6 protein-coding genes and 1 riboswitch are annotated in these 12,143 nt (G+C 71.0%); of the genes, 1 reads left to right on the top strand and 5 read right to left on the bottom strand.

Translation table 11 applies throughout. The annotated features are described in order from the left end of the window. Positions 1 to 88 precede the first annotated feature (88 nt). The 3 genes from AB0M70_RS31680 to cobG are packed head-to-tail and all read right to left on the bottom strand — an operon-like array spanning position 89 to position 3,503. Positions 89 to 1,576, bottom strand: coding sequence for a precorrin-2 C(20)-methyltransferase (locus AB0M70_RS31680; protein WP_365825344.1), 1,488 nt, complete (start codon positions 1,574 to 1,576; stop codon positions 89 to 91). A 2-nt stretch (positions 1,577 to 1,578) separates the two neighbouring features. Further along, entirely contained in the window at positions 1,579 to 2,205 is a 627-nt protein-coding gene (locus AB0M70_RS31675) for a precorrin-8X methylmutase (protein WP_365825800.1), read from the bottom strand. Between the two features lie 11 nt (positions 2,206 to 2,216). Further along, complete coding sequence (gene cobG, locus AB0M70_RS31670) at positions 2,217 to 3,503, bottom strand: precorrin-3B synthase (protein ID WP_365825342.1); 1,287 nt, start codon at positions 3,501 to 3,503, stop codon at positions 2,217 to 2,219. Positions 3,504 to 3,586: 83 nt separating this feature from the next. Next, positions 3,587 to 3,696: riboswitch (cobalamin riboswitch) on the top strand. Positions 3,697 to 3,744: 48 nt separating this feature from the next. Between cobG and cobN the strand changes: the two genes are divergently transcribed. Beyond that, on the top strand, positions 3,745 to 7,371 hold the full coding sequence (cobN, locus tag AB0M70_RS31665; protein WP_365825340.1) for a cobaltochelatase subunit CobN: 3,627 nt from the start codon (positions 3,745 to 3,747) through the stop codon (positions 7,369 to 7,371). A gap of 84 nt (positions 7,372 to 7,455) precedes the next feature. Here the strand turns inward: cobN and AB0M70_RS31660 are convergent, their stop codons facing one another. Together AB0M70_RS31660 and AB0M70_RS31655 are read right to left on the bottom strand one after the other, a co-directional pair. After that, entirely contained in the window at positions 7,456 to 10,215 is a 2,760-nt protein-coding gene (locus AB0M70_RS31660) for a hypothetical protein (protein ID WP_365825338.1), read from the bottom strand. Between the two features lie 444 nt (positions 10,216 to 10,659). After that, the gene (locus AB0M70_RS31655; protein WP_365825336.1) at positions 10,660 to 11,877 is read right to left on the bottom strand and encodes a serine hydrolase domain-containing protein; all 1,218 of its coding nucleotides are present in this window, start codon (positions 11,875 to 11,877) and stop codon (positions 10,660 to 10,662) included. Positions 11,878 to 12,143: the final 266 nt, after the last annotated feature.

Here is a 12,143-nt window from a genome sequence, read left to right as displayed (position 1 = left end):
CGCGGGGCTTGGTCGCGGGCGGCCCCCCCCCCGGCGGGGGGGGCGGGGGGGCGGCGGCCGCCCCCCCCCCCCCCCCCACACCGCCGCTCTACGCCTCTGGGTAGCGGCGCGGCGTCCAGACGATCTCCTCGCCGTCCGCGCGCCGCACGGTCTGCGTCTGGGACGAGCCGACCAGCAGGATCGTGCGCATGTCCACCACGTCGGGGTCCAGTTCGGCCAGGCGCACGATGCGTACCCGCTCGTCGGGTCCGCCGACGTCCCGCGCGATGACGACCGGGGTGTCCGGCGCGCGGTACTCAAGGAGCAGCTCGCGGGCTTTGCCGACCTGCCACGTGCGGCTGCGTGAGCCGGGGTTGTACAGGGCGAGCACCAAGTCGGCAGCCGCCGCCGCACGCAGCCGCTCGGCGATCACTTCCCAGGGCTTGAGCCGGTCGGACAGCGACAGCGTCGCGTAGTCGTGCCCGAGCGGGGCGCCCGCGAGGGCGGCGGCCGCGTTGGCGGCGGTCACGCCGGGCAGGACGCGCACCGCGACGTCCGCGTACTCCTTCTCGGCAGCAGCTTCCAGGACGGCCGTGGCCATCGCGAACACCCCCGGGTCACCGCCGGAGACGACGGCCACCTGACGTCCGCGCTGGGCCAGTTGCAGGGCGAATTCGGCGCGCTCGGCCTCCACGCGGTTGTCGGAGCCGTGCCGCTGCTGGCCGGGACGCACCGGTACGCGGTCCAGATAGGTCGTGTAGCCGACCAGGTCGTCGGCGTCCGCGAGGGCGCCGCGCGTCTGCGGGGTCAGCCACAGCGGGCCGGCGGGACCGGTGCCGACCACGAGGACCTCGCCGCGTTCCCGTTCGGGAGTGGGGGCGTCGACCTGGCTCGGCAGTACGGCGACCGAGAAGTACGGGACGGTCTGCGGGTCCACGTCGGCCAGTTCGGCCAGGCGCTCCCCGCTCATGGTGGCCCGCTCGACATACCGGGTCCGGCCGAGCTTCCCCGAGCTGTCCAGGGCGGCGCGCACCTTGGGGAACGTGCGCCCCAACTTCATGATCACGGCCGTGTCGGTGGCGGCGAGGCGGGCGGTCAGTTCCTCCTCGGGCAGGGTGCCCGGCAGGATCGTCAGGACCTCCTCGCCCTCGACGAGCGGCGTGCCGAGGCGGGCCGACGCGGCGGACACGGAGGTGACACCGGGGATGACCTCGGTGTCGAAGCGGTCGGCGAGCCGCTTGTGCATGTGCATGTAGGAGCCGTAGAAGAACGGGTCGCCCTCGGCGAGCACGGCGACGGTGCGGCCCGCCTCGAGGTGGGTGGCCAGGCGGGCGGCGGCCTCGGTGTAGAAGTCCTCCATGGCGCCCTTGTAGCCGCCGGGGTGGTCGGTGGTCTCGGTGGTGACCGGGTAGACCAGCGCTTCCTCGATGTGGTCGGCGCGCAGGTGCTTCGCCGCTATCGAGCGGGCGATGGACCGGCCGTGCCGGGCACTGTGGCAGGCGATCACCTGTGCCTCGGCGATGACCTCGACGGCCCGCAGGGTCATCAGGGACGGGTCGCCGGGGCCGAGCCCGACGCCGTACAGCTTGCCGCTCACAGTCACTCTTCCTCGCTTGCGATGGCGTTGAGGGCGGCGGCCGCGATGGCGCTGCCGCCGCGACGGCCGCGTACCACCAAGTGCTCCAGGCCCAAGGGATGGTCGGCCAGTGCGTCCTTCGACTCGGCCGCGCCGACGAAGCCGACCGGGGCGCCGATGATGGCGGCGGGCCGGGGCGCCCCCTCCTCGATCATCTCGAGGAGACGGAAGAGCGCGGTGGGTGCGTTGCCGATGGCCACCACGGAGCCCTCGAGGCGGTCGCGCCACAGTTCCAGGGCGGCCGCGCTGCGCGTGGTGCCCAGCGTGGCGGCCAGTTCGGGGACGGCCGGGTCGGAGAGCGTGCACAGCACGTCGTTGTCGGCGGGCAGCCGCTTGCGGGTCACGCCGCTGGCCACCATCTGGACGTCGCAGAAGATGGGCGCCCCGGCGCGCAGGGCGGCACGGGCGCGGGAGACCGCGTCGGGGGAGTAGGTGACATCGCGGACGAGGTCGACCATCCCGCAGGCATGAATCATCCGAACGGCGACCTGGGCCACATCGGCGGGCAGGCCCGCCAGATCGGCCTCGGCGCGGATCATGGCAAAGGACTGCCGGTAGATCGCCGGGCCGTCCTTCTCGTACTCGAACACCGTGCTCCTAGTCATGCGTTGTCCTGGCGGGCCGCGGCCAGGGCGGCGGCCCGCTGTGAGGGGTTGTCGTGCGTGGTGACGGTCCGCGTGCGGCCGGCACGGTGGACGGAGATCTGGTAGGTGCCGTCGTGCCCGGCGACCATGTCCACGTGGTCGCCGCGTGGGTGTCCGCAGCGGCGCTCGCATCCCGACCAGTACACCGGGAGGCCCCCGCCCGCCGCGTCGGTACTCGTCGCGGCGGCGTCAGCCCGGACGTCGGCCTTCGCCTTCGCGCATCCCGGATGCCCGATGCACGCGCCGACGCCGACCAAGGCGGAGGTGGGGGAGGTGATGAGCCCGGCCGCGGCGAGGCCGTGCAGGAGTGCGGCGGGGGAGTGGGGCAGGACCACGCCGCGCCAGGGTGTCAGGCGCAGCTCCCGGGAGGCGGTGGTCGTCAACGTGGCCCACTGGGCGGCCGATATGCGGCCAAGTGGGGCCAGGACGGACAGGGTCGTGGCGCCCTCCGGTGCGGTGACGATGCCCGGCTCCGGCTCCGGCTTGGCCGCCAGGGGCCAAGGGGTCTGGTCCGGTCCGGAAACCGGGATGCCGCACGACACCAGGCGACGTACGACCGTATCGGTCAAGTCCCCTATCTCGGCGGGTAGTTCGGCGGCGCGCCACGCTTGCCCGCCGCTCGCATCGAGGAAGACCTCGGCCGCGAGCAGGGCGGAGCGCGGCCCGTCCTCGGCGGCCACGCGCAGCACGCCGCAGCCCTCCATGTGCAGGAGGGCTCCTTCGTCCGGCGTGGCACGCAGCGTGACATCGGCGTCGAGCGCGGCGACGTCCCCGCGGCCGTCGTCCAGGGCGAACAGGAACCGGCCCGAAAGCGCGCTCGCCGTGTCGCTCGCGCACAGCAGGCCGTCGAGCTCGGTCAACCACGGCCGTACGTCGTGGTGTTCGCGTCCGTCGAGACCGGACAACGGCGAGGCCACGATGTTGCGGACCCGCTCGTGTCGGGGCGAGGGCAGCAGTCCCGCAGCGGCCAGCCGCCGCGCCAGCTCTGCGCCGTCGGCGGCGTCCAGGCCACGCAACTGGACGTTGCCGCGTGAGGTGAGATGAACATCACCATCCCCGAGTTCGAGGGAGGCACGTCCAAGGGCCGCGGCCTGATCGGTGGCCAGAACGCCACCGGGCAGGCGTACGCGGGCGAGCGCCCCGTCGTTCGCGGAATGCAGCCGCAAGGCGCCCGGGCATGCGTCATCGCGGTCCCGGAAGGCGGCTGTGGCCTGGGACGACGGAGGGAGGGGGGCCGAGGGCATGGCGGCGAGCATACCGACCATCACACCGGCCGTACTCCCTGCGTCAGCTCGACGACCCTTACTATGCTCCTGGTGGATCATCAGGTCCGCCATCGCCACGACGGCGACAGGGAGGAAGCCCGGTGCGAACCCGGCGCGGTCCCGCCACTGTGAGCCCGATCCGTGAGGGTCGGGCGAGCCAGGAACTCCCGCCGTCCGACACCGCCCGGGGCGCGGACACCCCGAGGAAGGCCGCCAGCGCATGCCGCATTCTTCCGGGGGACACCCCACGCATTCCTCCATCCTGCTCCTGTCGACGTCCGACACGGACCTGCTCAGCGCCCGGGCCGCCACCGGCCCGGTGAGCTTCCGCTTCGCCAACCCCTCCCGGCTGAGCCTGGACGAGCTGCCCGCACTCCTGGACGGCGTGGACCTGGTCGTCGTACGCCTGCTCGGTGGCATCCGCGCCTGGCAGGACGGCCTCGACCTGCTGCTGGCCGACGGCCGTCCTGTGGTGGTCCTCACCGGCGAACAGGCGCCGGACGCCCAGCTCATGGCCGCCTCCACGGTCCCCGTCGGGATCGCCGCCGAGGCCCACGCCTACCTGGCCCACGGCGGCCCGGCCAACCTGGAGCAGCTGGCCCGCTTCCTGTCCGACACGGTGCTGCTCACCGGCCACGGCTTCGACGCCCCCGCACCAGCACCCTCCTGGGGTCCCCTGGAGCGGCCCACGCGCCAGACACCCGATGGCCCGACCGTGGCCGTGCTCTACTACCGCGCCCACCACATGAGCGGCAACACCGCCTTCGTGCACGCCCTGTGCGATGCCGTGGAAGCGGCGGGCGGCCGCGCGCTGCCCCTGTTCGTGGCGTCTTTGCGCTCTCCCGAACCGGAGCTCATCGAGACGCTGCGGGCCGCGGACGCGATCATCACGACGGTCCTCGCGGCCGGCGGCACGAAGCCCGCCCAGGCCTCCGCCGGCGGCGACGACGAGTCCTGGGACGCGGGCGCCCTGGCCTCTTTGGACGTGCCGATCCTGCAGGCCCTGTGCCTCACCGGCTCGCGGGCCGCCTGGGCCGAGAACGACGAGGGCGTGTCCCCGCTGGACGCCGCCAGTCAGATCGCCGTCCCGGAGTTCGACGGCCGTCTCATCACGGTGCCGTTCTCCTTCAAGGAGATCGACGCGGACGGTCTGCCGGCCTACGTCGCCGACCGCGAGCGCGCCACCCGCGTCGCCGGAATAGCCCTGCGCCACGCGCGGCTTCGACACATCCCGGCCGCCGAGAAGCGGCTGGCCCTGGTGCTGTCCGCGTATCCGACCAAACACTCCCGCATCGGCAACGCGGTCGGCCTGGACACCCCGGCCAGCGCGGTCGCGCTCCTGCGCCGCCTGCGCGAGGAGGGCTTCGACTTCGGCGCGACGGATGTGCCCGGCCTCGCCTCCGGTGACGGCGACGACCTGATCCGTGCGCTCATCGAGGCGGGCGGACACGACCAGGACTGGCTCACCGAGGAACAGCTCGCCAAGAACCCCGTGCGCGTGCCGGCGGCGGACTACCGGCGCTGGTTCGCCACCCTGCCCAAGGAGTTGCGGGAGGCCGTCGAGGAGCACTGGGGCCCGGCGCCCGGCGAGATGTTCGTCGACCGCAGCCGCAACCCCGAGGGCGACATCGTCCTGGCCGCCCTGCGCCACGGCAATCTGCTGATCGTCATTCAGCCGCCGCGCGGCTTCGGCGAGAACCCCATCGCCATCTACCACGACCCGGATCTGCCCCCCTCGCACCACTACCTGGCCGCCTACCGCTGGATCGCCGCCGCGCAGGAAGACGGCGGCTTCGGCGCCGACGCCATGATCCACCTCGGCAAGCACGGCAACCTGGAGTGGCTGCCCGGCAAGAACGCCGGCCTGTCCGCCGCCTGTGGCCCGGACGCGGCCCTCGGCGACCTGCCGTTGATCTACCCCTTCCTCGTCAACGACCCCGGCGAGGGCACGCAGGCCAAGCGCCGCGTCCACGCCACCCTCATCGACCACCTCGTCCCGCCGATGGCGCGCGCCGACTCCTACGGTGACATCGCGCGCCTGGAGCAGCTCCTCGACGAGTACGCCCAGATCGCCTCCATGGACCCGGCGAAACTCCCGGCCATCCGGGCCCAGATCTGGACCCTCATCCAAGCCGCCAAGCTGGATCACGACCTCGGCCTGGCCGACCGCCCCGACGACGACGGTTTCGACGACTTCCTGCTGCACGTCGACGGCTGGCTGTGCGAGGTGAAGGACGCCCAGATCCGCGACGGCCTGCACGTCCTCGGTGCGCCGCCGCAGGGCGGGGACCGGGTCAATCTCGTGCTCGCCATCCTGCGCGCCCGCCAGATCTGGGGCGGCACGACGGCGCTGCCCGGGCTGCGCGAAGCTCTCGGCCTGGACGAGTCGGCTGCCACCCGCACCACCGCGGACGCGGCGGAGGACAAGGCGCGCGCCCTGGTCGAGGCGATGGAGGAAGCCGACTGGGACCTTGCCGCCGTCCCCACCGAACACGGCGAACAGGTCGCCGCCATCCTGGAGTTCGCCGCCCGCGAGGTGGTCCCCCGCCTGTCGGCGACCACCGATGAACTCGACCACGCCGTCCACGCCCTCAACGGCGGTTTCGTGCCGGCGGGGCCCTCCGGCTCCCCCCTGCGCGGCCTGGTCAACGTCCTGCCGACCGGCCGCAACTTCTACTCGGTCGATCCCAAGGCCGTCCCCTCCCGCCTGGCCTGGGAGACCGGACAGGCCCTCGCGGACTCCCTGCTGGAGCGTTATCGCACCGACAACGGTGACTGGCCCACGTCCGTGGGCCTGTCCCTGTGGGGCACCAGCGCGATGCGCACCGCCGGGGACGACGTCGCCGAAGCCCTGGCCCTGCTGGGCGTGCGCCCGGTCTGGGACGATGCCTCCCGCCGCGTGACGGGTCTGGAGGTCATTCCGTCCGCGGAGTTGGGCCGCCCCCGCATCGACGTGACGCTGCGCATCTCGGGCTTCTTCCGTGACGCCTTCCCGCACACCATCGGCCTGCTGGACGACGCCGTACGCCTGGCCGCTTCCCTCGACGAACCCGCCGAGGCCAACCACGTGCGCGCCCACGTCCAGGCCGACCTCGCGGCGCACGGCGACGAACGCCGCGCCACCACCCGCATCTTCGGCTCCCGGCCCGGCACCTACGGCGCCGGCCTGCTCCAGCTCATCGACTCCCGTGACTGGCGCACCGACGCCGACCTCGCCGAGGTCTACACCGTCTGGGGCGGCTACGCCTACGGCCGCGAGCTCGACGGCTGCCCGGCTCGCGAGGAGATGGAGACCGCGTACAAGCGCATCGCGGTCGCCGCGAAGAACACGGACACCCGCGAACACGACATCGCCGACTCCGACGACTACTTCCAGTACCACGGAGGCATGGTCGCCACCGTCCGTGCCCTGCGCGGCAGCGCCCCCGAGGCGTACATCGGCGACTCCACCCGCCCCGAGACGGTCCGCACCCGCACCCTCGTCGAGGAGACCTCCCGCGTCTTCCGGGCCCGCGTGGTCAACCCCAAGTGGATCGAGGCGATGCGCCGCCACGGCTACAAGGGCGCCTTCGAACTCGCCGCCACCGTGGACTACCTGTTCGGTTACGACGCCACGACCGGCGTGATCGCCGACTGGATGTACGACAAGCTCACCGAGACCTACGTGATGGACCCGGTCAACCGCCAGTTCCTCCAAGAGGCCAACCCATGGGCGCTGCACGGCATCGCCGAACGGCTCCTCGAGGCGGAGTCGCGCGGCATGTGGGAGAAGCCGGACCCAGCGGCTCTCGACGCGCTGCGCCAGGCGTACTTGGAGACAGAGGGTGACCTGGAGGGCGGCGACTGACACCCGCTCGCGCCGGCCGGGGGAGTGATCCGCTCTCCCGGCCGGCGCAGCCGCGGGGCAGGTGTGTCCTGCCGCTGTCCTCAGCTACCTCTTCTTGCGGTGCGTGGTCCGCGTCTTCCCTTGGTGGATGGTCGCGCGGGTCTCCTCGGCCTGCGCCTTGATGGTCTTCTGGACCGACGGGGGCAGGCCCTTGCCGCGGAACGTGTCGACTATCTTGTTGAGGACGGCGTCGGCTTCCACGAGATTTCCGTCCTTGGCATGGACGCGGGCGAGGCGGCGCATCGCCTTGTTGAGGGTGATGTTGTCCAGGCCCTCGTCGCCGGTGGAGGCGTTGATGGCGGCGCCGAGCTGCTGGACGCTCTCCTTGATGTCGGGTTCGCGGACGACGAGCCGGCCGTCGCGGATGTACTGGAAGTGGCGGCCGGCGTTGGCGCCACGGGCCAGGCGGGCGTGCGCGGCGAGCGGGTGGTCGCCGTACCGTTCGATGATCTCCTGCAGGGCGTCGTTGCCGCCCTGCAGCTGCGGCGCGTCGGAGCCGAGGAACGTCAGCAGCTGTCCCTGGTCGTCGCCCTGCAGCAGCTCGCCGATGTGCTGGTCGGCGGCGGCCAACGGCTGGCGTATGCGGAGGGTGCGCGGCGCGGAGACCACGCGGGATCCGTTGGGGGCCTGGTAGGCGGCAGTCACCTTGTACAGGCCGGGCTCACTGAAGTAGAGACCATCGGCGCCGTATCCGAGGTACACGCTGGTGTAGAGAGCGGGTGTCTCGGCGGTCAGCGTGGTGGTCTCGTGCCCGCAGGTGTGGGTCAGAGGCTTGAAGAGGCGGCTCTGTCCGTAGGGGTCGGTGATGGCGACGGTGACGTGTCCTGCCTCCGGGTTCAGGTCGGGGGTCACGGTGACCTGGCTGCGGCTGCCGGTGCGGCCCAGTTTGAGCTGTGCGACGACCGGCTCGCCGTAGGCGAAGGCCGCCTGTCCCTCCAGCTCCAGTGCGAGACCGGATTCGTCGGTCAGCGGCTGCGCGACCGGCTCCAGGGAGGGCTGCTCCTTGGCGGCGCCGGTCCCGAAGTTGTTGCCGCCCAGGATCACGTTGCGGTAGAAGCCGTGCCGCAGGTGGCGTATCTCGTCGTCGGTGAAGCTGAAGGCGAAGGCACGGAAGAACGCGGCGGCCCGCCCGTCCTCGGGCGCGCTGGGGTCTCCGTCGTACAGGTGCGGGTAGGACATCCACGACAGGTCGCTGTACCGGCCGCGGGGATTCAGCGGTGCGGGCGGGTCGGCCGCGTCCTTGCCGAAGGAGTGCAGCAGGTTGAAGGCGTGGCCGAGTTCGTGGATGTAGGTGTGCAGTTCGTCGTTGGTGCCCAGGACGTTGTTCTTGGTGAAGACCGCGATGCCCTGGCGTTGCAGGCCCGTGGCGTCGAACATGACGCCGGCCACGGACTTTCCGTCGGAGTAGTCACGCGCGACGAGGGTCCACAGCTTCCACTGAGGTATGTCGCGGTACTCGCTGAAGTTGGCCACCATCGCCGCGTGCAGTTCGGCCTTGGACCACAACAGGTCCGCGCCGGACCCGGTGGTGTCCAGGACGTTGCGAGTGCCCGCGGTGCGCAGCTCGACGCCCGCCTCGGCGAACGAGGAGGGCACAGTGAGTATCCGGTTCGTGAATCCGGGCGGGGTGGTGGCCTTCGAGGTGTCGTAGCTGACGAGTTCGGCCTCCCCGACCACGGTGTCGACCTCGTAGTCCACCGTGCGGAAGTACGCGGACGCCTTGGGCAGCTCCCGCCAGATGGCGCGGTAGTAGGAGCTTGAGTCCTCCAGGGTCAGCCAGGCGGCCGTCCGCTGCGGCTGACCGGCCGTGGTGAGATTGATCAGCATCCGGACCTGGACGAGGTCGGGGGAGGGGGTGGCCCACGTGAGTCCCTTTGCCACGAGCACGACGTAATCATGCGTCCACTGCACTTCGACGCTGGTGGAGCGGAAGGAGTTGGCGTAGGTGGTGGTCTGGCCCGACACCGTGAACAGGTCGCCGCTGACTGTGGACAGCGTGCCCACGCCGTCGACGTCGACGCGCGCCTCGATGCTTTGGCCGGGGTTGGCGGCCCGATAGGTCCCGGACAGAGGGAGGTACTGCGCCGTGTAGTGCGCCGGAAGCTTGCCCAGGCCCGTGATGAGGGAGGTGAGCGTGCCCGACTTCTCCACGCCGGTGCTCCAGTTGACGATGACCCCTTGCGTGCCCTTGACGAGCAACGTGCGGCGTACGCCGGCCGCCGGCGGCAGCGCGACGACGTGGTCGAGGTCGGAGCGGAAGTCGGCCGGGAGCTGGGCCCAACCGGGCGCGTCCGCGGACGGGCCTTGCGTGATCAGCACATCGCGTTCGACGGACTCGGCGTTGACACCCCAGTTGTAGGTCAGGACGCGGCTGCCCTTGAACACGTACGTACGCCATTCGTTGGCCGCGGAGTTGGGCGCCTGCAGCAGCGCGTCGACGTTGTTCTGCCAGTCGGCGGGCAGCCAGCCGCGCATGACCAGACCTTCGCGCTTCACCACGCCGGTGCCCACGCGATAGAGCAGACTGTCAGAGCCGGTAATGAACAAGTATTGTGCCGAGCCGTCCGTGTGGGCGGGCAGTTGAACTACGGCGTGCGGGTACAGCTTGAAGTCCTGGTACTGCGTCTGCTGCAGCGCGGTGAACTGGCTCTCGTACACCTCGTGCGTGGCCGCTTCGGAGAGCAGCGCCGTCTCGCTGATGGCCGCTGCGGCGGAGGGCCGCAGGAACATCGCGGACCACCCCTGAGCAGTCGGGCAGGCCACCGCGCAGCGGAACCCCGTGGACTTGTGCCTGAGGAACGCCATGAGCGTCCCCTCTCTGAAAAGGTCGCGGCTTCAAGCACGCGAACGCTGGGCCTTCACCACAGCACCGACGCGCATATTCCCCCAGACGCGCTACCGGCCATCTCGTCCCGATGGGGACTCCGGTCAGCGGACGTGCACGCCGGACAGCCGGGGCACCCATGGACCGGTGGTGGCCCACCTTGCCCGCCAGCACCTGGAGCCGACCACCTCGACCCGAAGCCGAGGACCCCGCCGACCGCAGGAAGCTCCCTCGCCTCATCCGTCGGACCCGAGGCTTCCACCGTCCGGACACCGGACAACCACTCGGCTGGAGTTCGCGAACAGCCCGAACTGTCCATGTGGTACGGCTCGTTCGCTTGGGAGCCGCCGGGAGGCGCTGAACTGGCCGACGCCGGCGCGTACGCGTGGTGAGAGTGCGTGCAGGCCGGCGACTCCGAGCAGCTATTAACGCGGGGGGACCGGGCGGTCGTAGACGTTCTTGGGGGTGACGATCTCGGTGATCGCGCGGGCGACCAGCGAGGACGGCTCCTGGCCGTCATGCGTGATGTCGGTGTTGAGCAGCAGAACCAAGGTCGCCTTCTGCGAGGGCAGGTAGACCGTCACGCTCTCATAGCCCGGGATGGAGCCGTTGTGTCCGATCCAGCCGCCGCTCTTGAAGATGCCGAGGCCGTAGCTCGTACCGGGGTGGCCGGTCGGCAGCATCCGGAGCCGTTGCTTCTGGGTCTCCGGGCTGAGCAGCGTCCCAGTGGCGACGGTCTTGGCCCAGCGGCGCAGGTCATGCATGTTCGAGATCATCGCCCCCGCCGCACCGGCCCAACTGGGGTTCCAGTCGGTGGAGTCCTCGACTTTGCCGCTCAGCGTCTGGTTGGTGTAGCCGCGCGCGTGCGGCTCGGGGAACTCAGGGCCACTGGGAAACAGCGTGTGGTCGAGATGGGCCGGGTGGAGCACCCGCTTGTGGATGACGTCGGCGACGCGATGACCGGTGACCTTCTCGATCACCAGACCCAGAAGGACCAGGTTGCTGTTGCAGTACTGGAACTGCTTGCCCGGCGCGAAGGTGTTCCGGTGCTTGAAGCCGTACGCGAGGACCTCCCGCTGGCCGAACGAGCGTCCCGGGTCGCTCAGCAGATCGCGCACGAAGTCCGGGTCCTCGGTGTACGGGAACAGGCCACTGCGCATCTCGGCGAGATGGCGCAGCGTGATCCGGTGACCGTTCGGGACACCGCGGACGTAGCGGGAGATCGGGTCGTCGAGCCGGATCCGCCCGTCGTCCACGAGCTTAAGCAGGGCGGTGACCGTGAAGGTCTTGGTCTCGCTGCCGATCCGCGTGTAGAGGTCGGTGCTCATCGGCTGGCCGGTGGTGGTGTCGGCGACGCCGCTGGCGCGTACGTAGCGTCCCTTGCCCGGCATCCATAGCCCGACGGCGACACCGGGGATGTTGGCCTCCCGGCGGACCTTCTCGACGGCCTTGTCCAGCCGCGCGGTCATGGCACGGCTGAAGCCGCCCGCCTGGTGCCCGTCCTGGTCGTGGCGGTCGCCAACCGCGAGGCTGGCGGCAGTACCGGCAGTGCCGGCTGTAGCGGGAACCGCCCCCATCGGGGCCAGTACGGACGCCACCAAGATCGCAGCTGCGAAGAGGCGTCTGGAGGGAGTACGTCGCATGGTGGTGCACTTCTTCCGGATCGGGGCTGGGGTGCAACGGCACCATCCGGAGTCCACTGGGAGGCCTTCCTGCGGCAGGCGTCCTGACGAATCCACTCGATCGGACCGACGTTCCTTTGGCTTCCGATGCGATACGTCCGGGATGCGCGAGGGCATGCCGAGACGGCCCCGGCCCCCGTTATGTTTTCCGCGGCTCCGCAACGGGGTCGCTGGCTTCCGGGCCCGGCATGACTGTGTCCCCCTGTCGAAGGCATGACCTGGGGGGT

The sequence above is a fragment of the Streptomyces sp. NPDC051214 genome (assembly GCF_040682375.1).
Classification (GTDB): Bacteria; Actinomycetota; Actinomycetes; order Streptomycetales; family Streptomycetaceae; genus Streptomyces.
The sequence above is the reverse complement of the archived record's forward strand: the minus strand, read 5'-3'. Positions and strand labels throughout refer to the sequence as shown.